General features: G+C 74.8%; 24 protein-coding genes. 15 read left to right on the top strand and 9 right to left on the bottom strand.

The genetic code is table 11. The features are described 5' to 3' along the window. Positions 1–81 precede the first annotated feature (81 nt). Positions 82–624, top strand: coding sequence for an MOSC domain-containing protein (locus ACH4C6_RS17520; RefSeq protein ID WP_398109458.1), 543 nt, complete (start codon positions 82–84; stop codon positions 622–624). A gap of 97 nt (positions 625–721) precedes the next feature. Further along, positions 722–2341, top strand: coding sequence for an ABC-F family ATP-binding cassette domain-containing protein (locus tag ACH4C6_RS17515; RefSeq protein ID WP_398109457.1), 1620 nt, complete (start codon positions 722–724; stop codon positions 2339–2341). A 24-nt stretch (positions 2342–2365) separates the two neighbouring features. Here ACH4C6_RS17515 and ACH4C6_RS17510 read toward each other — a convergent pair whose 3' ends face one another. Beyond that, positions 2366–3466, bottom strand: coding sequence for a Vms1/Ankzf1 family peptidyl-tRNA hydrolase (locus ACH4C6_RS17510; RefSeq protein ID WP_398109456.1), 1101 nt, complete (start codon positions 3464–3466; stop codon positions 2366–2368). 64 nt (positions 3467–3530) lie between these two features. On the opposite strand from ACH4C6_RS17510, the gene ACH4C6_RS17505 reads away from it, so the two are divergent. Beyond that, positions 3531–3818: a DUF6158 family protein gene (locus ACH4C6_RS17505; protein ID WP_398109455.1), complete on the top strand. Its 288-nt coding sequence runs from the start codon at positions 3531–3533 to the stop codon at positions 3816–3818. 110 nt (positions 3819–3928) lie between these two features. On the opposite strand, the gene ACH4C6_RS17500 is transcribed toward ACH4C6_RS17505, so the two are convergent. The 3 genes from ACH4C6_RS17500 to ACH4C6_RS17490 form a co-directional block, all read right to left on the bottom strand. Further along, positions 3929–4471: a type 1 glutamine amidotransferase domain-containing protein gene (locus ACH4C6_RS17500; protein WP_398109454.1), complete on the bottom strand. Its 543-nt coding sequence runs from the start codon at positions 4469–4471 to the stop codon at positions 3929–3931. Positions 4472–4564: 93 nt separating this feature from the next. Continuing rightward, positions 4565–4996 (bottom strand): CBS domain-containing protein, encoded by a 432-nt coding sequence (locus ACH4C6_RS17495; protein WP_398109453.1) that lies wholly within the window; start codon positions 4994–4996, stop codon positions 4565–4567. Positions 4997–5066: 70 nt separating this feature from the next. Further along, positions 5067–5468, bottom strand: coding sequence for a DUF2795 domain-containing protein (locus ACH4C6_RS17490; RefSeq protein ID WP_398109452.1), 402 nt, complete (start codon positions 5466–5468; stop codon positions 5067–5069). 298 nt (positions 5469–5766) lie between these two features. Between ACH4C6_RS17490 and ACH4C6_RS17485 the strand changes: the two genes are divergently transcribed. The 4 genes from ACH4C6_RS17485 to ACH4C6_RS17470 all read left to right on the top strand — a co-directional run bounded on the left by ACH4C6_RS17485 (position 5767) and on the right by ACH4C6_RS17470 (position 10279). Further along, positions 5767–6600, top strand: coding sequence for an RNA polymerase sigma factor SigF (locus ACH4C6_RS17485; protein ID WP_398109451.1), 834 nt, complete (start codon positions 5767–5769; stop codon positions 6598–6600). A 78-nt stretch (positions 6601–6678) separates the two neighbouring features. Then, positions 6679–7698, top strand: a complete 1020-nt coding sequence (locus tag ACH4C6_RS17480; protein WP_398109450.1) for a hypothetical protein — start codon at positions 6679–6681, stop codon at positions 7696–7698. A 284-nt stretch (positions 7699–7982) separates the two neighbouring features. After that, positions 7983–9230, top strand: coding sequence for an aminotransferase class I/II-fold pyridoxal phosphate-dependent enzyme (locus ACH4C6_RS17475; RefSeq protein ID WP_398109449.1), 1248 nt, complete (start codon positions 7983–7985; stop codon positions 9228–9230). Continuing rightward, positions 9227–10279 carry an MBL fold metallo-hydrolase gene (locus tag ACH4C6_RS17470; protein ID WP_398109448.1) on the top strand — a complete coding sequence of 351 codons (1053 nt, stop codon included), beginning with the start codon at positions 9227–9229 and terminating at the stop codon, positions 10277–10279. Before ACH4C6_RS17475 ends, ACH4C6_RS17470 begins: the two co-directional genes overlap by 4 nt. Positions 10280–10403: 124 nt before the next feature. Here the strand turns inward: ACH4C6_RS17470 and ACH4C6_RS17465 are convergent, their stop codons facing one another. Both ACH4C6_RS17465 and ACH4C6_RS17460 read right to left on the bottom strand, forming a co-directional pair. After that, complete coding sequence (locus tag ACH4C6_RS17465) at positions 10404–11051, bottom strand: DedA family protein (protein ID WP_398109447.1); 648 nt, start codon at positions 11049–11051, stop codon at positions 10404–10406. Next, positions 11048–11821, bottom strand: coding sequence for an MBL fold metallo-hydrolase (locus ACH4C6_RS17460; RefSeq protein WP_398109446.1), 774 nt, complete (start codon positions 11819–11821; stop codon positions 11048–11050). The genes ACH4C6_RS17465 and ACH4C6_RS17460 overlap by 4 nt, the downstream gene beginning before the upstream one ends. Before the next feature lie 83 nt (positions 11822–11904). Between ACH4C6_RS17460 and ACH4C6_RS17455 the strand changes: the two genes are divergently transcribed. The 5 genes from ACH4C6_RS17455 (at position 11905) to ACH4C6_RS17435 (ending at position 18119) form a co-directional block, all read left to right on the top strand. Beyond that, positions 11905–12306 (top strand): hypothetical protein, encoded by a 402-nt coding sequence (locus ACH4C6_RS17455; protein ID WP_398109445.1) that lies wholly within the window; start codon positions 11905–11907, stop codon positions 12304–12306. Between the two features lie 292 nt (positions 12307–12598). Next, a complete protein-coding gene (locus ACH4C6_RS17450; protein ID WP_398109923.1) occupies positions 12599–14659 on the top strand; it encodes an alkaline phosphatase family protein in 2061 nt (686 codons plus the stop codon). 99 nt (positions 14660–14758) lie between these two features. Next, positions 14759–15820, top strand: a complete 1062-nt coding sequence (locus tag ACH4C6_RS17445) for an ATP-binding protein (protein ID WP_398109444.1) — start codon at positions 14759–14761, stop codon at positions 15818–15820. Continuing rightward, positions 15817–17610, top strand: a complete 1794-nt coding sequence (locus ACH4C6_RS17440; RefSeq protein ID WP_398109443.1) for a hypothetical protein — start codon at positions 15817–15819, stop codon at positions 17608–17610. Before ACH4C6_RS17445 ends, ACH4C6_RS17440 begins: the two co-directional genes overlap by 4 nt. Before the next feature lie 80 nt (positions 17611–17690). Further along, on the top strand, positions 17691–18119 hold the full coding sequence (locus ACH4C6_RS17435) for an OsmC family protein (protein WP_398109442.1): 429 nt from the start codon (positions 17691–17693) through the stop codon (positions 18117–18119). A 129-nt stretch (positions 18120–18248) separates the two neighbouring features. On the opposite strand, the gene ACH4C6_RS17430 is transcribed toward ACH4C6_RS17435, so the two are convergent. Beyond that, positions 18249–18719 (bottom strand): nitrate reductase molybdenum cofactor assembly chaperone, encoded by a 471-nt coding sequence (locus ACH4C6_RS17430; RefSeq protein ID WP_398109441.1) that lies wholly within the window; start codon positions 18717–18719, stop codon positions 18249–18251. Positions 18720–18800: 81 nt separating this feature from the next. Further along, on the bottom strand, positions 18801–19691 hold the full coding sequence (locus ACH4C6_RS17425) for a helix-turn-helix domain-containing protein (RefSeq protein ID WP_398109440.1): 891 nt from the start codon (positions 19689–19691) through the stop codon (positions 18801–18803). Between the two features lie 240 nt (positions 19692–19931). Here ACH4C6_RS17425 and ACH4C6_RS17420 point away from each other — a divergent pair, with 240 nt between their 5' ends. Continuing rightward, positions 19932–20357 carry a hypothetical protein gene (locus ACH4C6_RS17420; RefSeq protein ID WP_398109439.1) on the top strand — a complete coding sequence of 142 codons (426 nt, stop codon included), beginning with the start codon at positions 19932–19934 and terminating at the stop codon, positions 20355–20357. Here the strand turns inward: ACH4C6_RS17420 and ACH4C6_RS17415 are convergent. After that, positions 20339–21145, bottom strand: coding sequence for a helix-turn-helix domain-containing protein (locus ACH4C6_RS17415; protein WP_398109438.1), 807 nt, complete (start codon positions 21143–21145; stop codon positions 20339–20341). The two genes, ACH4C6_RS17420 and ACH4C6_RS17415, sit on opposite strands and share 19 nt — an antisense overlap. Positions 21146–21272: 127 nt before the next feature. Here ACH4C6_RS17415 and ACH4C6_RS17410 point away from each other — a divergent pair, with 127 nt between their 5' ends. Then, a complete protein-coding gene (locus ACH4C6_RS17410) occupies positions 21273–21578 on the top strand; it encodes a 4a-hydroxytetrahydrobiopterin dehydratase (protein WP_398109437.1) in 306 nt (101 codons plus the stop codon). 4 nt (positions 21579–21582) lie between these two features. Next, positions 21583–22326, top strand: coding sequence for a class I SAM-dependent methyltransferase (locus tag ACH4C6_RS17405; protein ID WP_398109436.1), 744 nt, complete (start codon positions 21583–21585; stop codon positions 22324–22326). The last annotated feature ends 5 nt before the right edge of the window (positions 22327–22331 follow it).

The following is a 22331-nucleotide window of genomic DNA, read 5'->3' as shown; positions in this document are numbered from 1 at the left end:
ACGGGGCGGGGTGGACACACCGGAGGTGCCGGGGCAGGCTCGGGGGACGATGATCGTGGCCGGACGAGGGGGAAGCACGGCATGAGCGGGCGAGTGACGGCGGTCAGCAGCAACGGGGAGTACTCCTTCACCAAGCCGAACCGGGACAGCATCCGGCTGCTCACCGGACTCGGGGTGGAGGGGGACGTGCACGCCGGAGTGACCGTCAAGCACCGCTCCCGCATGGCGCAGGACCCCACCCGGCCCAACCTCCGGCAGGTGCACCTGATGCACGAGGAACTCTTCGACGAGGTGGGCGAGGCGGGGTACCGGGTGACCCCCGGCGACCTGGGCGAGAACATCACCACCCGCGGCATCGACCTGCTCGCCCTGCCGACCGGCACCCTGCTGCGCATCGGCGGCACGGCCGTCCTGGAGGTGACCGGCCTGCGCAACCCCTGCCTGCAGATCGACGCCTTCCGCAGCGGCCTGCTCAAGCGCGTCGTCGGCCGTGACGAGGAGGGGCGGGTCGTGCGCAAGGCCGGGATCATGAGCGTGGTCCGGGAGGACGGCGTCGTCCGGCCCGGGGACCCGATCGCCGTGGAGCTGCCCGCGGAGCCGTTCCGGCCGCTGGAGCGGGTCTAGGCGGACACCCCCTCAGGCGCTCCGGCGCGGGCGGGCGCCCGGCGGTCGGCGGAAATGGGTTTGCCCGGTCCGCGGCCCGACCCGGACAATCGCGCCCATGGGTCATCTCGAAGCCGCGCATCTGGAGTACTACCTGCCCGACGGACGGGCGCTGCTCGGCGACGTCTCGTTCCGGGTGGGGGAGGGGGCCGTGGCGGCCCTCGTGGGCCCGAACGGCGCCGGGAAGACGACCCTGCTGCGCCTGCTCTCCGGTGAGCTCAAGCCGCACGGCGGCTCCGTCACCGTCGGCGGCGGGCTCGGCGTGATGCGGCAGTTCGTCGGATCCGTGCGCGACGAGACGACCGTGCGGGACCTGCTGGTCTCGGTGGCCGCGCCCCGCATCCGGGAGGCCGCCCGCGCCGTGGACGTCGCCGAGCACGCCCTCATGACCGTCGACGACGAGTCCGCGCAGCTGGCCTACGCCCAGGCGCTCGCCGACTGGGCCGAGGCCCGCGGCTACGAGGCCGAGACGCTGTGGGACATGTGCACCACGGCCGCCCTCGGCGTCCCCTACGACAAGGCGCAGTGGCGTCAGGTGCGGACCCTGTCCGGAGGTGAGCAGAAGCGTCTCGTGCTGGAGGCGCTGCTGCGCGGCACCGACGAGGTGCTCCTCCTCGACGAGCCCGACAACTACCTCGACGTGCCCGGCAAGCGCTGGCTCGAGGAACGGCTCGCCGAGACCCGCAAGACCGTCCTGTTCGTCTCGCACGACCGCGAACTCCTCGCCCGCGCCGCCCAGCGCCTCATCTCCCTGGAGCCGGGGCCCGCCGGAGCGGACGCATGGGTGCACGGAGGCGGCTTCGCCACCTTCCACGAGGCCCGGCGCGAGCGCTTCGCCCGCTTCGAGGAGCTGCGCAGACGCTGGGACGAGAAGCACGCCCAGCTGAAGAAGCTCGTGCTGAACCTGCGCCAGGCCGCCGCGGTCAGCCACGAGATGGCGTCACGGTACGCGGCCGCCCAGACCCGCCTGCGCAAGTTCGAGGAGGCCGGGCCGCCCCCCGAGCCGCCGCGCGAGCAGGACATCCGCATGCGTCTGAAGGGCGGCCGCACCGGCGTGCGGGCCGTCACCTGCGAGAAGCTGGAGCTCACCGGCCTGATGCGGCCCTTCGACCTGGAGGTCTTCTACGGCGAGCGGGTCGCCGTCCTGGGCTCGAACGGCTCCGGCAAGTCCCACTTCCTGCGCCTGCTCGCCGGCGAGGACGTGGCGCACACGGGGCAGTGGAAGCTGGGCGCCCGCGTCGTGGCCGGCCACTTCGCGCAGACGCACGCGCACCCGGAGCTCCAGGGCCGCACCCTGCTGGACATCCTGTGGAAGGAGCACGCGCAGGACCGGGGCGCGGCCATGTCCCGGCTGCGCCGCTACGAACTCACCCAGCAGGCCGAGCAGACCTTCGAGCGCCTGTCCGGCGGCCAGCAGGCCCGCTTCCAGATCCTGCTGCTGGAGCTGCAGGGCGTGACCGCGCTGCTGCTGGACGAGCCGACCGACAACCTGGACCTGGAGTCCGCGGAGGCCCTCCAGGAAGGGCTGGAGTCCTTCGAGGGCACGGTCCTCGCGGTCACGCACGACCGCTGGTTCGCCCGCTCCTTCGACCGCTACCTGGTGTTCGGCAGCGACGGCCGGGTGCGGGAGACCCCGGAGCCGGTCTGGGACGAACGACGGGTGGAGCGGGCCCGGTAGGGCCCACCCCACCCGAACGGCGGCTCACTTCCAGCGCAGCAGCGCCCCGAGGCCGCCGGCCGGCACCTCCTGCGTGGAGACCGACAGGGCCGGTGCGTCGGTGGCCACCGCGCTGCGGATCAGCGCGTCGTCCGCCCGGGCCGGCCAGGAGTGCTGCTCGCCGAGCACCTTCAGGTCGGTACGCCGCACCGCGAGCTGGTCGGGGTCCTCGCCGATCCACACCTCGCGGTGCGCGTCCGGCCCGTCGACGCGCACCAGCAGCTCGTCGATGCGGTGCTCCCGCGCCGCCTCCACCAGCGCGGGCACGCCCTCGACGGCCCCCGCGCGTCCCGCGTCGTCCGGGGTGCGCGCGGCGCGGAACCGCTCCAGCTCCTCCTCGGCCCGCCGCGCCTCGTGCTCGGCCCGGATCCGCTCCACGTCCTCGTCCAGCAGCCGGCTGCCGACGCCGTGCGGGGCCTGAACGGCCCTGCCGTGCAGCCGCTTCGGCAGCCGCTCGTACACCGCCCGCCGCTCACGCTGCTCGCCGACGAGGATCAGCAGGTCGGCGCCCGTCTCCTCCTGGCAGACGGCGAGCGCGTCCGCGATCTCGGCCGCGTTGTGCTCCCAGGTGTTCTCCACCCGCAGCTGGAAGTGCCGCTCGGACCAGTCGCCGGTACTCGTCCGGTGCACCGGCCACTGCCGCCCGCTGACGCCGCCCGCCTCCCGGCGCCCCAGCGCGCTGCGCAGCTCGAAGTCGGCGCCCTTGCGGTCGACGTAGGCCACCACGCACAGCGGGTCCTCGCCGGCCAGGTCGAGCAGGGGGGCGACCCGGGGCAGCGCCGCCCATTCGGCCCAGTCCCCGCCCTGCGGCGGACGGACCAGCGCCGCGTCGAGGACGATCTCGCCGTCCCGGGCGAACAGGGCCCGGCCGTGCGGGTCGGAGGAGCGCCGCAGATCCTCGATCACGCCCTGCACGGCCCGGCACGTGGCCTCGTCAGCTCCTCGGTCCGCCAGCCGTCCCGCCATGGCCTGTGCCGTCAGCCGCCGCTCGTGCGCGGTGTCCTCCGTCTGCCGGGACGTGTCCACGTACACGGAGGCCCAGGGGCCGGGGTGTTCGTACAGTGGGTGCAGAAAAGCGAGATCCATGGCTCCCTCCCGGGTGCCTCTCGGAAGTGGTGCGCTGTGCTTCCGGGGCGGGTACCCGGACCGCATGGACGAACACGACGAGCGGGGCGACACGATGACCGGAGTGGACCCTGGCCGGCTGGACGACCAGCAGCTCATGAAGGAACTGGAGAACATCCACCGCACGCGCCACGACACGCTGCTGTACGGCTCGAACGACGCGCTGCGCGCCCACAACGAGCGCATGGCCCAGTTGGAGGGCGAGTACCTGCGCCGCAACCCCCAGCGCCCGGTGGCCGCCGGCCGTACCCGTGAGGGGGCCCGGGAGCGCACCGGAGGGGAGTCGGCCACCCCCACGACACCGGGCACCTGAGTCCTCTCCGTGTACGGCACCGGCCCGTCGGTCGGTGCCGTACACGGAGAGGACCGGGCCGGTACGAACCGGCCCGGTCCCCGCGCGGGCGTGCGCTGCTGCGTCAGGCGTCAGGCGGCGCTCTTGGTGAAGACCTCCAGGAAGGTCTCGCAGAACGCCTTCAGATCGTCCGGCTTGCGGCTGGTGACCAGCTTGTTCGCCCCGTGGTCGCAGACCTGGACCTGCTGGTCGACCCAGGTGCCGCCCGCGTTGCGGATGTCCGTCTGCAGGCTCGGCCACGAGGTCAGCACCCGGCCGCGCACCACGTCCGCCTCGACCAGGGTCCACGGCGCGTGGCAGATCGCCGCGACCGGCCGGCCCTGCTCGAAGAAGTCCCGCACGAACGCGACGGCCTTGTCGTCCATCCGCAGGAAGTCCGGGTTCGCCACGCCGCCGGGCAGCACCAGCGCGTCGAACGACCCCGGCGCGGCCTGGCCCACCACCTCGTCCACGGGGAAGGTGTCGGCCTTGTCGAGGTGGTTGAACGCCTGGATCTCACCGTCCTGCGTCGACACCAGCACGGGCTCGTGGCCCGCGTCCTTCACGGCCTGCCACGGGTCGGTCAGCTCGACCTGCTCGACGCCCTCGGGTGCGACCAGAAATGCGATGCGCATGATGTTCCCTGTCCCTTCTCGGTCTGTGTGTTCTCGTCGTGAGTCGTCGTCGTGCTCGTCGTGAGTCGTCGTCGTACTCGTCGTCGCCGGTGGTCAGACGCCCGTCGGGCCGTCCGGCTCGGCGCGGCTGATGTCGGCGAGGGCGGAGGCGGGGTCCTCGGCCTCGGCCAGGTCGCCGAGGCTGACGATCCCGACCGGGAGCCCGTTCTCCACCACCGGCAGCCGGCGCACGGCGTGCTCGCGCATCAGCGTCACCGCGGTCGCCACCCGGTCCTCCGGCGTGACGGTCACCGGGTCCTTCGTGCACACGGCCTGCACGCTCACCGTCGCCGGGTCGAGACCGTCGGCGACCGCCCGGACGACGATGTCCCGGTCGGTGAGCACACCCATCACGTCCTGCCCCTCGGCCACCACCACGTCGCCGATGTTCTGCGTGCGCATCGACTGAGCCGCCTCGACGAGCGAGGCGTCCGGGCGCACGGCGACGACGCCCGGCGTCATCACGTCCTTCACGTACTCGGCCATGCGCGGGCCTCCGTCCCCTTCCAGGCCGGTGGGGCACCGCGGCGCGCCGCGGTGCCCCCGAAGCGGTTCCTCACGCGTACTCCTGCGGGCCGGTCTCCCGGACCCGGACCATCGCCTCGGCCAGCTCCTGCACGCTGCCGTAGTGCTCCTTGCGCGGCAGCCGCTCCGCGGCCTCGACCAGCGCGTCGGGCGCCCGCCGGTCGCGCAACGCGCGGACCAGCTCCCGTGCGTGCGCCGGGAACGCCCTGCGGCCGAGGATGCGGGCCAGATCCAGCCGCACCGACTCCAGGGAGCTCGGGGCGCGGCTCGGTGTCACCGGCCCGTACGCCACCTCCGGATCGTCCTCGGCGTACGGCTCCGGGTCGTGCCAGTCCTCCGCACGCGTCGGGTGCCCGGACCTGAGCAGACCCTGCAGTTCGTGCTTCATCTCGTCGTCCCGGTGGACGCTCAGCCGGTCGCTTCCTCGCTGCATGTCTCCCTCCAGACGTTCGGGGGCCCGCACCGCGTACCCGGACACCGGCGGACGACACCGCTTTCGCACCACCGGATCGCGGCGTACGCACCGTTTCGCGCCGAAGCACCGGCGGCGCTTCGCCCTGGTTTGGGACGGCCCGCGAGGGGCAGGCGGACAGGAGTGCTTCGGACTGGAGGCACCCTGCGCGGGAGCGGCCCGGCCGCCATCGGCGGCACCCCGTCCGTCCGGCCGACGCGCCTCGCTCCCCGCGGTGACCGCCCGCCCCGCAGCAACCAGCAGGGAATGGGGACGCATCATGCCGACCCGCACCAGTGCCAGGCACCCCCACCACGACGCCCCCGACACCGCGGAGGCCTTCGCCCGCCTCTCCTCGATGCCCGCCGGTCCCGAGCGCGACGCCCTGCGGGACGCCGTCGTCGAGGCCTGGCTGCCCATGGCGGACCGGCTCGCCGGCCGTTTCCGCAGCCGCGGCGAGAGCTACGAGGACCTGCGCCAGGTCGCGGCCCTCGGCCTGGTCAAGGCCGTGGACCGGTACGACCCCGCCCGCGGCAACGCCTTCGAGAGCTACGCCGTCCCCACCGTCACCGGGGAGATCAAGCGGCACTTCCGCGACCACATGTGGACGGTGCACGTGCCCCGCCGGGTGCAGGAACTGCGCAACCGTGTGCGGGTCGCCTCCCGCGAGCTGTCCCAGGTCTCACCCGGCCGCCGCCCCACCGTCCCGGAGATCGCCGCCCACACGGGCCTGAGCGAGGAGGACGTCCGGACCGGCCAGGAGGCGCTGGAGAGTTTCACGGCCCTGTCGCTCGACGCGGAACTGCCCGGCAGCGACGACGGCTACTCGCTGAGCGACGTCCTGGGCACCCCCGACGCCGCGCTGGACACCGTGGTGGACCGCGAGGCCGTCAGGGCGCGGCTGACGGCACTGCCCGAGCGCGAGCGGGCGATCCTGTACATGCGGTTCTTCAAGGACATGACGCAGAGCCGCATCGCCGAGGAACTGGGCATCTCGCAGATGCACGTCTCCCGGCTGCTCAGCCGCTGCTGCGGGCGGGTGCGGGACCAGGTCATGCGGGACGTCGCCCAGGCGGGCTCCCAGTCACCCGATCGGCGGGCGCCGTCCCGCTAATGGGGTCCCGTTCCGCGCGGTGCCGACGGGCCCGGGCTGTCATGGCAGAGGGGCATGACGAACGAAGGAGTCCCCTCCATGCGCCGCACCCTGCACGCCCTCACCGTCACCGTCGCCGCCGGAACCGCCCTCGTGTGCTGCCCGCCCGCCTTCGCGGAGCCGGCCGCCGAGGTCAGCCCCGCCACCGTGCAGCCCGGTGGCACGCTCACCGTGTCGGTCCGCTGCGATCCGACCGGCGGGCCGCCGCCCGGGAGCATCGAGGCGACCTCGGAGGCCTTCGCCGAGGGCACCGTGTCCCTGCGCCGGGTCGGCGGCGGGGTCACCGGCGGCCACGGGGCCGCCGAGTGGGGTGCCGATCCGGCCCGTACCGGCACGGCGGCGCTCGCCACCGCCGAGAACGCCGGGGCGGACCTCGGCCTCCTCGCGCGGGACACCGATCCCCTCGCGGAGGACGCGGATCCCCTCGCCGAGGACGCGGAGGTCCCGGAGGAGGACCCCGGGCTGCCGGAGGAGGACGCCGGGCTTCCCGGAGGAGACCCCGAGCTCCTCGCGGAGGACCCGGGACTGCTCGGCGAGGACCCCGGCCTGCTCGCCGGGGACCCGGAACTCGGTGAGGACCCCGATGCGCTCGCGGAGGACCCCGGACTTCCCGGTGAGGGCTCCGACTGGACCGCCGAGGGCGGCACGGGCGGCCAGGGGACCGCGCCCGTCTACCGCGGCACCGCCGTCATCGCCCCGGCCGGGGACCTGACGGGCGGTGCGCACGCCGGGGGAGAGGACTCGGCCTGGACCGTCGACGGCACCTGCCCGGCGGCTCCCGGAGGGCAGGGCAAGGAGTGGAGCGCGACGTTCACCGTCCTGCACGGCTCCGGCCCCCACCCGCCCACGCACCGGCCCTGCCCCGAGCCGTCCCCCCACCACGCGCCGGACCCGGCCCGGTGCGGCGAGGCGCCCGTCCAGCGCGGGGTGCGGGCCGGCGACGGCGGGGCGTTCACCGACTCCGTGCCGGCGCTGGCCGCGGGCGGTGTCCTGATCGCCGGCGCCCTGGGCGCGGCCGTGCACCGGCTGCGCACCCGACGGAGCGGTTCGTACCGCTGAACCCGCTGCACGACGACCGGTGCCGCGTGCGGCCCGGCCCGGGCACGAACCCGACGCACGCCCTCGCCCCACCTCACGAGCCCTCCCCGCTTCCCCGGCCCGGCCCCGTCCATGCTGTGACCGTCACGACCCCGTCCGCAGCCCATGAGACGGAGTCCGGGTGGGTACTCAGAGGCCGTGGAGGCCCGGCCGCCCACCCGGCGACCCGCGGGGAACGGGGGAGCGGAGCGGCGCTCGCGCCGAGGCGGCACCACACGGCGGCACCACGCACTGCGGAGGTACGGATGCGGCGGACGGACCCGCAAGGCCACGGCCCCGTCCGGTTCGGGCCCCCGCTCCCGGACGACGGGCTGCCGGTCCTGCCGGAGCTGTCCGCCGTGCTCGCCGCCGCCGCGGCCCGCGGTGGCCACGAACCGGTCGGCGGCGGCCCCGCCCTGCGGGAAGCCGCCTGCGGCTACTGGGACCGGCGCGGACTGCACTGCGACCCCGGCCGCGTGGCCGCCGCACCCGGTGCCCCCACCCTGCTGCTGGCCCTGACCGCGGCCCTCGGCGGGGACGTCCTGGTGCCCCGGCCCTGTGCCGCCTGGTGGGCGCCGTACGCCCGGCTGCTGGGCCGCCCCGCCTTCCACGTACCGACCCCGCCGGAGAGCGGCGGCGTCCCCGACCCGTACGCCCTGCTGGAGACGGTGCGCCGCGTCCGGGCCGAGGGCGGCGACCCGCGGCTGCTCGTGCTGTCCGTCGCCGACGACCCCACGGCCGGTGTCGCCCCGCCCGAACTGCTGCACGAGACCGTCGAGGCCGCCCAGGGCGAGGGCCTGCACCTGGTCAGCGACGAGACCTGGCGCGACACCCTGCACGACCCGCACGGCACCGTGCTGCTCAGCCCCGCCGAGATGCTGCCCGACCGCGTCACGGTCGTCAGCGACCTGGCCGGCGCCCTGCTCCCGCCCGGCTGGCCGGCCGCCGTCGCCCGGTTCCCGGCCGGAGGCGACGGGGACGGCCTCCACGCGCGCGTGCTCGACGTCCTCACCGCCCTCGACGCCCGTGTCGCCGCCCCGGTCGCCGCGGCCGCGGCGTACGCCCTGTCCGAACCCGAGCCCGTCACCGCGCGCGTGGCCGCCACCGTGCGCCTGCACGCGCACCTGGCCGCCGCCGCGCACTCCGCCGTCGTCGGCGCGGGCGCCCTGGCCCGGCCCCCGCAGGCCGGGCGTCACCTGTACGTCGACCTCGCACCCCTGCGCGACGCGCTGAACCTGCACGGCGTCGGTGACGCCCAGGAGCTGGAGGACTTCCTCACCGACCGGCTCGGCATGCCCGCCCCGGGCGGCCACCGCTTCGGCGACGACCTCCAGGCCCCGCGCGTGCGGCTGTGCACCGGCGCGCTGGTGAACGGCTCCGACACCGAGCGCGCGGAATGTCTCACCACCCCCAGGCCGTTGGAACTGCCGCACGTGCAACGCGCGTTGGTCCAACTGAAGTCGGTCTTCGACGATCTCCGCGACGACGCTCGGCGATGGGAGCCTCCGCGATGACGCAGCAGTCCGAGTCGACGACGAGCACGACCGCGCCGGACGGGCACGCACCGGCCCTCCCCTCGCCGCTCGCACCGCCCGGCCCGCCCCTGGCCGAACCCCGGCCGCTGGCCGAGCGCAGAGTCTGGCCGCGCACCTTCCACGACCGGCTGACCGCCCCGCTGCCCGGCTTCAAGGCCATGGCCCGCTTCGCCCGCGAGGGCGCCGTGCGACCGGGCCCCGAGGGCCTGGCCGACATCCCGCGGCTGCCCTACGCCCCGGCCCCGCAGCCCCGCGTCGACGCCCGCACGGTCGCCGTCACCTGGGCGGGACACGCCAGTTGGGTCGTGCGGATCGGCGGACTGACGGTGCTCACCGACCCGGTCTGGTCGCGCCGCATCCTCGGCACCCCGGCCCGCATCACCCCCGTGGGCGTGCCCTGGGAGGACCTGCCCCGGGTCGACGCCGTCGTCATCAGCCACAACCACTACGACCACCTCGACGCCCCGACGCTGCGCCGACTGCCGCGCGACACCCCGGTGTTCGTCCCGGCCGGGCTCGCCCGCTGGTTCCACCGCCGCCGCTTCACCCGCGTCACGGAGCTCGACTGGTGGGAGGCGGCCGAACTCGACGGCGTCCGCTTCGACTTCGTGCCGTCCCACCACTGGTCCAAGCGCACCCTCACCGACACCTGCCACAGCCTCTGGGGCGGCTGGGTGCTCACCGACAGGGAGGGCCGGCGCGTCTACTTCGCGGGCGACACCGGCTACGGCCACTGGTTTTCGCGCATCGGCAGCCGCTACCCGGGCATCGACCTCGCGCTCCTGCCCATCGGCGCCTACGACCCGCGCTGGTGGCTCAGCGACGTGCACTGCGATCCCGAGGAAGCGGTCCGGGCCGCCCAGGACCTCGGCGCGGCCCGGATGGCGCCCATGCACTGGGGCACCTTCGTCCTGTCCGCCGAACCGGTCATGGAGCCCCTCACGCGCGTGCGCGCCGCCTGGGAGAAGGCGGGCCTGCCCCGCGAGGACCTCTGGGACCTGCCGGTGGGCGGTTCCAAGGTCCTGTAGACCGCGCGGCGCCACCGCATCCCGCCGGGCGCCCCGGGACCACCGCCCGGCGCCCCGGGACCACCGCCCGGCGCCCCGGGACCACCGCCCGGCGCCCCGGGACCAGCGCCAGGGCGTCCCCGGACTACCGTGCCCGCCGCACCCGCCGCACCAGACCCGGTACCACGCTGATCAGCAGGGTCACCCCGATCGCCGCCACCACGCCCTCCCACGGCTCGGCGAACAGCGACCCGCCCAGGATCCCGATCAGCTGGTACGTCACCGCCCAGGCCAGGCAGGCCGGGAAGTTCCCCCGGGAGAACCTCCGCAGCGGCCACTCGGCGAGCAGGCAGGCCAGCATCACCGGGATGCGCCCCGCCGGCACCAGCCGGGACAGCACCAGCACGGCGACCCCGTGCGAGGCCAGCTTCTCCTGCGCCTGCTCCAGCCGGTCCTCCGGCGCCCGCCGGCGGATCCCCTCCAGCCACCGCGAGCCGTTCTTCGAGGTCAGTCCGCGCCGCCCCAGCCAGTACAGCGCCGCGTCCCCCAGGAACGCGGCCAGCGACGCCGTCACGAACACCATCGCCAGCGAGAACGGCGCCGTCCGGTGCAGTGCCACCACCGCCGCCGAACTCACCAGCGCCCCCGTCGGGATCACCGGCACCAGCGCCCCGGCCAGCACCAGCACGAACAGCGTCGGATACCCGATCGCCTGCTGCGTCGCCTCCGGCACCACGGACGCCGGGGTGACGGCCGACACCGCGAGCAGGGAGACCTCGGCGGACCGGCTCACTGCGCGACCTCCGGCCGCACGCTCTGCCCGTGGTCGAGCCGGTGCACCGCCACACCGGGCGCGTGCCGGGCGGCCATCCGCACGAACTCGTGCCCCGGCGTGTGGAACTCGTGGGGGCGCACCGCGTCCATGCCGATCGGCCAGTACGTGCCGTAGTGCACCGGCACGGCACTGCGCGGCGCGAGCCGGGCCAGCGCCTGTGCCGCCCGGCCCGCGTCCAGGTGCCCCTCGCCCAGGTACGGCCCCCAGCCGCCCACCGGCAGCAACGCCACCTCGACCGGCCCGACCTCCTTAGCCATCTCCTCGAACAGGCCGGTGTCCCCGGCGAAGTAGGTCCGGGACTCGCCGGATATGACATAGCCGAGGGCGGGGGAGCGGTGCGGCCCGAACGGCAGCCGGCGCCCGTCGTGCCGTGCCGGCACCGCCCGCACGACGACGTCGCCGACCTGAGTCTCGTCCCCCGGGGACATCTCACCGATCCGCAGGTGCGTGAGCCGGCGCAGACCGGGCACGGCCCGGCGCGCGCCCCGGGGCACGAGCAGGCGCGTGCCGGGCTCCAGGCGCATCAGGGACGGCACGTGCAGGTGGTCCGCGTGCAGGTGCGAGACCAGGGCCACGTCGGCCCGGTGCGCGGCGGGAGGCGGCACGGCCCCGCGCCGGCGCCGCAGGTGGGCGAGCCGGCGTGCGAACAACGGGTCCGTGAGCACCCGTACGTTCGAGTCCTCCACCGTGCAGGTGGCGTGACCCCACCAGGTGATCTCCACCGGCACTTCTTTGCCTCCTTCGCGCGACTCCCCGAAGCCTACGTGCAGGAGTAGGGTCGGCGGCGAGAACGGAGGTGAGGGGGGACGCCATGGGGCCGGTGCGGGTCACGGCGATCGCGAGTCTGACGCCGCTGGAGGAACTGGACGAGGATCCCTTCCTCGTCGACTCCCGCAGCCAGCACGCGATGTGCGCCCGCTGGGCCGCCGAGCGGGGGTACGTGGTCAGCCGGGAGTTACTGGTGCGCGGGCTGCGGCCCGACCACGGCGCGCTGTGGGACGGCGTGCGGCCCGGCCACGACGTGTTCGTGGCGCCCAGCCGGCGGGTCCTGGAGAGCGCGCTCGCCTCCGTCGAGGAGTTCGCCGCCGAGTGCGCCCGTCGCGGGGTGCGCGTGGAGACGGTGGGGCACGCGGAACCGGCGTACGACGCGGAGATGAAGGCGTGCGTGCACCGCCGTCTGTCGATGCCGACGGCGGGCTACGACGGGCGCTGACCACTTGGCCCGCCGAACCCGAGCGCCCCGGCCCACCGGGCCCGAGCGCCCCGGCCCACCGGGCCCGAGCGGACCGGCCCACCGGGCCCGAGCGGACCGGCCCACCGGGCCCGAGCGCCCCGGCCCACCGTGCGGCCGCGACCGAGCCGCCGTGCGTGAGCGCCGTCGCGGCGGGGAAGGCGAGCGGCCTCGACGGCAAGCGGCACGCGGGAGGCGAACGGGCATCCGCGTGCGTTGAGACACTGTGACCAGGAAGCCCGTGGGTGCGGGCCGGGACGTGAGGTGGCTGGGAGTGCGGGGCGTGCGGTGGCGAAGAGCCGCCAGTCAGGTCGGGCGGAGCATCGGCGTATGGGCGGTCTCCACCGTCACCATGCTCGTGCTCGCCGGGATCCTGCCGGACTTCCGGCTCCGCTCGGAGGACGGGGCCAGCGCGACCGACATCGCCGTCACCGCCGCCTTCGGGGCGGGCGCCTTCGGCCTGCTGTCGGCCCTGGTGTGGCCGCTGCTCGTGCGGCTGCTGCTCCTCGTGCCGGCGCTGGTGCTCGGCCTGCTGGTGTTCTTCCTCAACGGCGCCCTGCTGCTGCTCGCCCTCAACCTGAACCCGGCCGAGCGCGGAGCCGCCGCCCCGGAGACCGCCGTCGTGGTCGCCGCGGTCATGTCGGCCGTGGCGTCGGCGACCGGCGCCGGCCTCGCCGTGCGCGACGACGAGGCCTACCGCCGCCGGCTGTACCGCCTCTCCGACCGCCGCCGCCGCTCCGGACCGCCCAGCCCGTCCACGCCCGGCACGGTCTTCCTGCAACTGGACGGCGTCGGCCACGACACCCTGCTGGACGCGATCGGCAAGGGCCTGATGCCCACCGTCGCCCGCTGGATCGAGGACGGCCGCCACCGCCTCACCCCCTGGCGCACCGACTGGTCCAGCCAGACCGGCGCCAGCCAGCTCGGCATCCTGCACGGCAGCAACCACGACGTGCCGGCGTTCCGCTGGTACGAGAAGGACACCCGCGAGATCGTCGTCTGCAACCGGCCCACCAGCGCGGTCGAACTGCAGCGCCGCGCCGTGCGGTACGCGGGGCACGACGGCCTGCTCGCCGTCGACGGAGCCAGCCGGGGCAACCTGTTCAGCGGCGGGGCCGACGAGCAGGCCCTGGTGCTCTCCATCGCCGCCCGCCGCCGCAGCCGGGAGAACCGCTCCCGGGACGGCTACTTCGCCTACTTCTCGGACCCCGCCAACGCCGTGCGCACCGCCCTGTCGTTCATCGCCGAGGTGGGCCGGGAGATCGGCCAGTCGGTCCGGGCCCGGTTGCGCAAGCAGCGCCCCCGGGTCTCCCGCGGTGGCCTCTACCCGCTGGTGCGGGCCTTCGCGACCGTCGTCGAGCGGGACGTGGTGGTCGCCGCCGTGACCGGTGACATGCTCGCCGGCCGCACCGCCGTCTACGCCGACCTCGTGGCCTACGACGAGGTCGCCCACCACTCCGGCCCCGCGTCCCGCGACACGCAGAAGGTCCTCGAACGGCTCGACCGCTCCCTCGCCCTGATCGAGAACGTCGCCGAGCACGCCCCGCGCCCCTACCGGATCGTCGTGCTGTCCGACCACGGCCAGAGCCCCGGCGAGACGTTCCGCTCCCGCTACGGCCTCACCCTCGGCGACCTGGTGCGGGCCGGCTGCGGCATGCCGGTGCCGCGCAAGGCCGAACGCACCCGCAGCGGCGCGGAGGCCCGGGCCGCCGTCCGCGCCGCGCTGCGCATCCGCGTGGAGGACGGCGGCGAGCGCCACCGCCCCGCACGCAGCGAGGAGCCGATCGTGCTGGCCTCCGGCAACCTCGGCCTGATCTCCTTCCCGGACGTGCCGCACCGGATGAGCAAGGAGGAGATCGACGCCCGCCACCCGGCGCTGCTGCCGACCCTCGCCAACCATCCCGGCATCGGCTTCCTGCTGGTGCGCAGCGAGGAGCACGGCGGAGTCGTCCTCGGCGCCTACGGTGCCGAGATACCGCTCGCCGACCTGGACCAGAACCCGGGGCCGCTCGCGCCGTTCGGGGAGGGCGCCGCCGACGCGGTGCGCCGGACGCACTCCTTCCCGCACGCCGCCGACATCATGGTCAACTCCTTCCACGACCCGGCCGACGGCGAAGTCCTCGCCTTCGAGGAGCAGATCGGCTCCCACGGCGGGCTCGGCGGCGCCCAGGGCAAGCCGTTCCTGCTGTCGCCCTGCGCCCTGTCGGCGCCGGTGCGGCCCGGTGAGGCGCTGGTCGGCGCCGAGCAGGTGCACCGGGTGCTGCGCCGCTGGCTGCGCGAGTCGAACGGGCCGCAAGTGCCCCTGGAGTCCGGCGAGGAGGAGCGCGCCGCCTGAAATCGGGCTGCGCCGCGCAGGCCGTACGCGCACACTGTCGGTGTCGTACGCCGCGCTGTGTATTGGCGCGTCCTTCCCACCCTCCGAGGAGTAGCTGCTGTGCAGGCAGCCGTCACCGTCACGCCCTCCCGCGTCCCCGATCTGCTGCTCGGCCTCGCCACCGTGCGGCCGGTGTTCCTCTGGGGCGCACCCGGCATCGGGAAGTCCTCCCTGGTACGGGACTTCGCCGAGTCGCTGGGCCTGGAGTGCGTGAGCCTGCTGGGCACCCAGCTCGCCCCCGAGGACCTCATCGGCGTGCCGCAGATCCGCGACGGCCGCTCGGTGTTCTGCCCGCCGCAGGCCATCGCCCGGGACGAGCCCTACTGCCTGTTCCTGGACGAACTCAACGCGGCCACGCCCGATGTGCAGAAGGCGTTCTACTCGCTGATCCTGGACCGCCGCATCGGTGACTACGAACTGCCGCCCGGCTCCCTCGTCATCGGCGCCGGCAACCGCGCCACCGACAACGCCCTCGCCCGGCCCATCGCCTCCGCGCTCGTCAACCGGCTCACGCACGTGCACCTGGAGGTCTCGGCGGCGGACTGGCTCGCCTGGGCCCAGGGCAACGGCATCCACCCCTGGGTCGTGGACCACCTCACCGACCGGCCGGACCATCTGTGGTCCAAGCCGCCCAAGACCGAGGAGCCGTTCTCCACGCCCCGCTCCTGGCACATGCTCTCCGACGCCCTGCACTCCTTCGGCCCGGACCTCGACGAGGACACCCTGAAGGTCCTCGCGCACGGCACCCTCACCCCGGCGCACGCCACCGCCTTCTGCGGATACGCCAAGATCGTCCGCAGCCGGTACGGCATCGAGGCGATCATCAGGGGCGACGCCCGCTGGCCGAACCGCCCCGAGGACCGCGACCTGCTCTTCTACCTCGCGGACTCCTTCCGCGGCCGGCTGGTCAAGGAACTGCCCGCCAGCCGCGAGCACATGTCGGCGGGCGGCCGCCAGACCGCCTACCGCGCCAAGTCGCTGCTGGTGCAGCTCGCGGAGATCTCCGTCGAGGTCGCCCAGACCGTCATCGCCTCCGACGGCGACGGCAACCCGGTGCTGCCCTCCTGGTTCCTCGTCGAGGCGGCCCGGGACATGCCCCGGCTGGTGGAGGCGCGGCGGTGAGCCGCGGCCCCGTCAAGAAGAAGAAGCGGGATCTCGCCGGTGAGGCGTTCGCCGAGGGAGTGCGCCTGCTCAAGGCCAACCCGGCCCTGGCGGCCGTCGAGTTCGACATCTGCCGCCGGGAGGAGTGCGCCTTCGCCCCGCGCGGCGGGCTCGTCGCCGTCGACTCCGACGGCGACCTGCACGTCCACCCGGACCGGCTCGCCGAACCCGCCGACTGGGCCTGGGCGCTCGCGCACGCCGTCCTCCACCTCGGCTTCGGGCACGTCCCGGCGGTCAAGGGCACACGCGTCCAGCCCGACGCCTTCGACCTCGCCGCCCGCTGCGTCGTCGTCAACCGCTTCCTGCTCGGCTTCACCGTCGGCCGGACCCCGGAACACCTGCCCGCCTCCTACCCGGACGGCGACGAGGAGCAGCTCGCCGCCCGCTGGCGGCGCGACGGCCTGCCCGCCGCGTACACCCGCTGCGGCACGGCCGGTGACGAACCCGACCAGGTGCTCGTGCCGTGGGTGGGCTGGTCGCATCCCCCGGACTGGCAGCTGGCCTTCGCCACCGCCCTGACCCGGACCGTCTCCGCCGCGATGGACATGGCGGGCGGCCGGCGCGACACCCTGGACGGCGAGGCGCCCCGCCGGCGCCCCTGGCAGCGGGCCCTGAGCTGGTTCATCTCCTCCTACCCGCTTCTCGGCGGCATCGCCTCCGGCATCGAGCTGGTCGCCGACGCCGAACTGGCGCGCGCCCACGGCATCGCCGTCGCCGCCGTCAACGCCGAGGCGGGCGAGATCTACCTCAACCCCCTGCGCCGGCTGGACGACGACGAATGGCGCTTCGTCCTCGCCCACGAGATGCTGCACGCCGCCCTGCGCCACGGCGACCGCTGCGGCACCCGCGACCCGTACCTGTTCAACGTCGCCTGCGACTACGTCATCAACGGCTGGCTGACCGAGATGCAGATCGGCACCATGCCCGAGGGGCTGCTCCACGACCCCGCACTGGCCGGGCTGTCCGCCGAGGAGGTCTACGACCGCATCGCGGGCGACCTGCGCCGCGCACGCCGCCTGGCCACCCTGCGCGGCAAGGGCGTCGGCGACGTGCTCGGCGCGCCGCTGGGCTCGCCCCGCGACTACGTCGACCTCGACGCCTTCTACCGCCGCGGTCTCGCCCAGGGCCTGGACCTGCACCGCCGGCAGGAGCGGGGCTTCCTGCCCGGCGGACTGGTCGAGGAGATCCGGGCGCTGTCCCATCCGCCGCTGCCCTGGGACGCGCGACTCGCCCGCTGGTTCGACGAGTTCGTGCCCCGCCCCGAGCCGCTGCGCACCTACGCGCGCCCTTCCCGGCGTCAGGCGGCCACGCCCGGCATCCCGCGTGCCGGGCGGTACTTCCCGCCCGAGGAGGTCGCCCGCTGCACCTTCGGCGTCGTCCTGGACACCTCCGGATCCATGGACCGCACCCTGCTCGGCAAGGCCCTGGGCGCCATCGCCTCCTACGCCGGGGCCCGCGACGTGCCGGCCGCCCGGGTCGTGTTCTGCGACGCCGCCCCGCACGACGCCGGGTATCTGCCCGTCGGCGAGATCGCCGGCCGGGTGCGGGTGCACGGGCGCGGCGGAACCGTCCTGCAACCGGGCGTCGATCTGCTGCACCGCGCCGGCGACTTCCCGCCCGGGGCGCCCGTGCTGATCATCACCGACGGCTGGTGCGACACACTGCGCGTACGCCGCGAGCACGCCTACCTGGTGCCGCAGGGAGCGCGGCTCCCGTTCAGCCCCAGGGGTCCGGTCTTCCACGTCCGTTGAGGCGTGATGTGATCGGATGGGGGACACAGGACCCGCCGGACGGGCCCCCATGTGACTGTCGTACGCGAAAGGAAGAACTCGTGGCCACCACGCGCTCCGCACACACGGTCTGGGAAGGCAACCTGCTGGAGGGGAAGGGTGTCGTCACCTTCGACTCCTCCGGCGCCATCGGCGAGCAGCCGGTCACCTGGGCCTCCCGCGCCGAGGAGGCGAACGGGAAGACCAGCCCCGAGGAGCTGATCGCCGCCGCCCACTCCAGCTGCTTCTCCATGGCCTTCTCCAACATCCTGAACAAGGCCGGGACGCCGCCCACCAAGCTCGTCACCTCGGCCGACGTCTCCTTCCAGCCAGGTGAGGGCATCACCGGCATCCACCTCACCGTCGAGGGCACCGTCCCCGGCATCGACGAGGACGCCTTCCTGGCCGCCGCCGAGGAGGCCAAGACCGGCTGCCCGGTGAGCCAGGCCCTCAAGGCGACGCCCATCACCCTGTCCGCCAAGCTCGCCTGAGCCCACCGGACCGCCGACGCGCGGAACCACCCGCCCGGGCGGTCCCGCGCGTCGCGCTTTTTGGGCGCCCGCCCCCGTCACTGGCCTGCGACGGGGCCGTGCCTCTGCCACAGCCGCAGGACACCGGCCTCAGGCCGCGGTGTGCGCGGGGGGCAGGGTCGCGCACACCGCGTCCAGGACCGTGGCGTAGGGCGTGCCGAAGGACGTCAGGCCCGCGCGGAGGGATTCCAGGCCGTCGCGGTGGTCCGTGAGCGGCTCCGTCGTGCCCGTGCGGGCCGCCAGTTCCAGGACCGCCGGCAGGAAGTCCGGGGGCTCCTCGCCGGTGGTCCGCAGGCCGTGGGCGCGGTACAGGTCCTCGGAGGGCGCCGGGGCCGCCTCGCGCCAGACGCTCAGGTACAGGCTGTGGTCCCGGTGGCCGGACTCGAACACCTCGACGTAGTGGGCGGCCAGCCGGCGCTGCGGGGTGAGCGCCGCGTGGTCGGCGAACTCCCGCAACTGCGGGGCCGCTTCCCGCAACAGCGGCAGCCGGGTGCGGAAGCCGTCGTCGGGGTACATCAGGCACAGCGCCGCCGCCTGGTACAGCACCTCGAATCCGGGCATCGGACCTCCTTCGCGTGCTCCCCGTCCTCCCGACGCTAGGGGCGGGCCGCCGGAGCCACCCGCGGACGGGGCCCGTACGGGTCAGGCCCCCTGCGGCGGCGCCGGCGCTCCGTACGCGTCGCGGTACTCCCGGAGCAGCTCCTCCGTGCGCCGCGTGGAACCGGCCCGGGCCGTCATGTGGTCCAGCACCTCCAGGTGCGTGGAGACCTCCTTGCGCGAGTCGAGGTACAGCGCGCCGGTCAGGTACTCGGTGAAGACCATGTCGGGCAGTTCCGGCTCGGCGAAGCGGAACAGGGAGAACGGCGCGTACGTCCCGGGGTGCGGACCGTCCCGGAACTCGGCGATCTGCAGCGTGACCCGGTCACGGGCGGCGTACTCCAGCAGCTTGTCGAGCTGCTCGCGCATCACCCGGCCGTCGACGCTCACCGGACGCCGCAGCACCGTCTCGTCCATGATCACCCACAGGTGCGGGGCGTCCGGCCGCTCCAGCAGCCGCTGCCGCTCCATGCGCAGCGACACGTGCCGCTCCACGGCCTCCGGCCCGGCGTTCGCGATGGTCCCGGTCTCCAGCACGGCCCGTGCGTAGCCCTCGGTCTGCAGCAGCCCGGGCACGAAGTGCGGCTCGTAGGAGCGGATGATCCGGGCCGCGCCCTCCAGGCTCACGTACAGGCTGAACCACTCCGGCAGCACGTCGTGGAACCGCTGCCACCAGCCGGGCCGGTTCGCCTCCTCGGTGAGGTCGACGAACGCGTTCACCTCGTCCTCGGCGACCCCGTACGCGGTGAGCAGGATCTGGACGTAGGGGATCTTCAGCGCGACGTCCGCGGTCTCCATGCGCCGGACGGTCGCGGGAGCGACGCGCAGCACGCGCGCGGCCTCCTCCCGGCTCAGCCCCGCGGCCTCACGCAGTTCCTGCAGCCGCTTGCCCAGCACCACCTGGCCCACGGTGGGTGCGGCCCGCCGTTCGCTCACGCCACGCCTCCCCAACGCGCCCGGTCCGCGATCAGTCTGTCACGCCCGGCCCGCGGTCTCCCAGAGCCGGAAGCGGAGAAGATCGACGCGGCGGGACGGGCAACCCGCATGACCTCCGGGGTAATCGACCCGGCCCGCCCGCTCCGGCATCGTCGGGCCTACCGCTCCCCGGGCCGGCGCACTCCGGCCCGGGAAGCGGACCCAGCCGCCCCACCACGACCCGACGGAGGGTGATGCCCCATGTCCGCCATCCAGCTCGCCGCGCTCGCCCGGACCACCGAGCCGCAGTCCGTGCTGCGCCGCTTCCTGGCCCTGGACGCCGCGGTGACCGGCGCCAACGCCCTCGCCTACCTCGCGTTCTCCGGCCCGCTGGGGCGCTTCCTCGGCGTCGGCTCCGGCCTGCTGCTCGGCGTCGGCGCCTTCCTCGCTCTCTACGTGGCCGGCGTGGCCCTGGTGGCCGGACGCCGCCGGCCGCCCGCCGCCGGGGTGCGCGCCGTCGTCGAGGGCAACGCCGCCTGGACGGTGCTGAGCCTCGCGGCGCTGGCGCTGTGGCTGTCGCCGAGCACGGCGGGCGCCGTGTGGACGGTGGTCCAGGCCGTGTCCGTCGCCGGGTTCGCCGCTCTCCAGCACCTCGCGCTGAAAGCCTGTCAGGACACCGACTCCTGAAGGTACTTGACCGTCGCCGGGTCGGCCGGGAGCAGCGTCTCGACGGCCAGCTCGGCCACGGTCACGTCCATCGGCGTGTTGAACGTGGCGATGGACGAGATGAACGACAGGGTCCGCCCCTCGTGCTCGATCCGCAGCGGCAGCGCGAAGTACGGCACCGGCTCCGCCGCCTCCTCGGGCGGGTCCTGTGCCGGTACGGGGTACGCCGACACCTCCTCGTACAGGGCCCGCAGCGGCTCGGAGCGGTGCAGCGCGATCTGCCGCCGCATCTGATCCAGCAGGTGGCCGCGCCAGGCACGCAGGTTCCGGATGCGGGGCGCCAGCCCCTCGGGGTGCAGCGCGAGCCGCATCGCGTTCAGCGGCGGCTCCAGCAGGGCCGGGCCGACCCCGTCGACCAGCGCCATGACGCCCCGGTTGGCCGCCGCCACGTCGTACAGCGCGTCCACCACCAGCGCCGGATACGGCTCGTAGCCGCCGATCAGCCGCTCGATGCCGGTGCGCAGCGCACCCAGCGCCGGGTCGTCCAGCGGCGTCTCCGGATAGCGGGGGGCGTAACCGGCCGCCAGCAGCAGGGCGTTGCGCTCCCGCACGGGGACGTCGAGGTGCTCGGCCAGCCGCAGCACCATCTCCTCGCTCGGCCGCGAGCGGCCCGTCTCGACGAAGCTGATGTGCCGGGCCGAGGAGTCCGCGCGCAGGGCCAGCTCCAGCTGGCTCACCCGGCGCTGCTCCCGCCAGGCCCGCAGCAGCGGGCCCACGCCCTGCCCGGCGGTGGACGCGTGAGTGGTCATGGCGCCGACCGTAGCCGAGAACCGGCCGGACCGGACAGGCACACCCGCTGACCAGCGACTCGCGGGGTCGCGCTGTGGCAGGCTGAGAGGCGACGAGGACGCCGCAGCCAGTGGAGGAGCGCAGCCCATGTCCGTAGCGCCGCTGTCGCAGAAGGAGATCGAGGACCGGCTGGCCGAGCTGCCGGGCTGGTCGCTCGACGGGGACCGCATCAGCCGCTCCTACCGCCTGGCCTCGCACACCGCCGCGACGGCCATGGTCGTGCACATCGCCCAGGTGCAGGAGGAGCTCGACCACCACTCCGACCTGACCCTGGGCTACGACACCGTGTCCCTGTCCGTGCACACCCACAGCGCCGGCGGCGCCGTCACCCACAAGGACTTCGAGCTCGCCCGCAGGGTGGAGGACCTGGCCCCCGCGCACGGGGCACACTGACCGCGTGCTGGACTACGACGAGGAAGCGGAACGCTACGACGCGTCCCGCGGCGGCGAACCCCGGGCGGCGGCCGCCGCGGAGGCGGTCCTGGGACTCCTGCCGCCGGACACGCGCGACCTCCTCGACGTCGCCTGCGGCACCGGCATCGTGACCCGCCGGCTCGCCGCCGGCCGCCCGCACCTGCGGGTGACCGGCGTCGACCTCGCCGACGCGATGGCGCGCCGGGCCGCCGCCCGGCTCCCGGGCGCGGTCGTCCGGGCCGACAGCCGCCGACTGCCGTTCGGGGACGGCCGGTTCGACGCGGTGTGCAGCGTGTGGCTGCTGCACCTGGTGGACGGGCCGGCCGAGGTGCGGGCCGTCGTCGCCGAGTGCGCCCGGGTGCTGCGGCCCGGCGGGGTCTACGTCACGACGGTGGACAAGTCCGCCTCCCACAACGTGGGCAGCGACATCGATGTCGTGCTGGCGGCCCGTCCGCCGGGCCCGGTCCGGGACGCCGCGGCGGACGTCGAATCCTGCGCCGCCGCCCACGGTCTGGTGCCGGCCGGAGCCGCCCGCTTCACCGGCCACGGGCAGGGCCGCAGCCCCCGCCGCACCATCGCCGACCTGCGCCGGGGCTGGTTCGTCACGCTGCCGCCGGGCGACGCCCTCGCCGAGGACTTCGCCGCGCGGCTGGCCCGGCTCCCCGACCAGGACCGGCCGCGTCCCGACCCGGTCTTCAGGCTGCGGGCGTTCCGCAAGGCCGGGTGACCTCC

The organism is Streptomyces sp. NPDC017943 (genome assembly GCF_044328425.1).
Taxonomy (GTDB): Bacteria; Actinomycetota; Actinomycetes; order Streptomycetales; family Streptomycetaceae; genus Streptomyces; species Streptomyces djakartensis_A.
This window is presented reverse-complemented; position numbering and strand designations above follow the sequence as displayed.

What these genes read in the sequence shown, in the direction of transcription:
- ACH4C6_RS17505 (WP_398109455.1), top strand. Translation starts at nt 3,531, where the DNA reads ATGGACGAACACGACGAGCGGGGCGACACGATGACCGGAGTGGACCCT.
- ACH4C6_RS17520 (WP_398109458.1), top strand. Translation starts at nt 82, where the DNA reads ATGAGCGGGCGAGTGACGGCGGTCAGCAGCAACGGGGAGTACTCCTTC.
- ACH4C6_RS17455 (WP_398109445.1), top strand. Translation starts at nt 11,905, where the DNA reads ATGGGGCCGGTGCGGGTCACGGCGATCGCGAGTCTGACGCCGCTGGAG.
- ACH4C6_RS17420 (WP_398109439.1), top strand. Translation starts at nt 19,932, where the DNA reads ATGTCCGCCATCCAGCTCGCCGCGCTCGCCCGGACCACCGAGCCGCAG.
- ACH4C6_RS17475 (WP_398109449.1), top strand. Translation starts at nt 7,983, where the DNA reads ATGCGGCGGACGGACCCGCAAGGCCACGGCCCCGTCCGGTTCGGGCCC.
- ACH4C6_RS17490 (WP_398109452.1), bottom strand. Translation starts at nt 5,468, where the DNA reads ATGCAGCGAGGAAGCGACCGGCTGAGCGTCCACCGGGACGACGAGATG.
- ACH4C6_RS17500 (WP_398109454.1), bottom strand. Translation starts at nt 4,471, where the DNA reads ATGCGCATCGCATTTCTGGTCGCACCCGAGGGCGTCGAGCAGGTCGAG.
- ACH4C6_RS17430 (WP_398109441.1), bottom strand. Translation starts at nt 18,719, where the DNA reads ATGCCCGGATTCGAGGTGCTGTACCAGGCGGCGGCGCTGTGCCTGATG.
- ACH4C6_RS17480 (WP_398109450.1), top strand. Translation starts at nt 6,679, where the DNA reads ATGCGCCGCACCCTGCACGCCCTCACCGTCACCGTCGCCGCCGGAACC.
- ACH4C6_RS17515 (WP_398109457.1), top strand. Translation starts at nt 722, where the DNA reads ATGGGTCATCTCGAAGCCGCGCATCTGGAGTACTACCTGCCCGACGGA.
- ACH4C6_RS17470 (WP_398109448.1), top strand. Translation starts at nt 9,227, where the DNA reads ATGACGCAGCAGTCCGAGTCGACGACGAGCACGACCGCGCCGGACGGG.
- ACH4C6_RS17485 (WP_398109451.1), top strand. Translation starts at nt 5,767, where the DNA reads ATGCCGACCCGCACCAGTGCCAGGCACCCCCACCACGACGCCCCCGAC.
- ACH4C6_RS17510 (WP_398109456.1), bottom strand. Translation starts at nt 3,466, where the DNA reads ATGGATCTCGCTTTTCTGCACCCACTGTACGAACACCCCGGCCCCTGG.
- ACH4C6_RS17495 (WP_398109453.1), bottom strand. Translation starts at nt 4,996, where the DNA reads ATGGCCGAGTACGTGAAGGACGTGATGACGCCGGGCGTCGTCGCCGTG.
- ACH4C6_RS17415 (WP_398109438.1), bottom strand. Translation starts at nt 21,145, where the DNA reads ATGACCACTCACGCGTCCACCGCCGGGCAGGGCGTGGGCCCGCTGCTG.
- ACH4C6_RS17410 (WP_398109437.1), top strand. Translation starts at nt 21,273, where the DNA reads ATGTCCGTAGCGCCGCTGTCGCAGAAGGAGATCGAGGACCGGCTGGCC.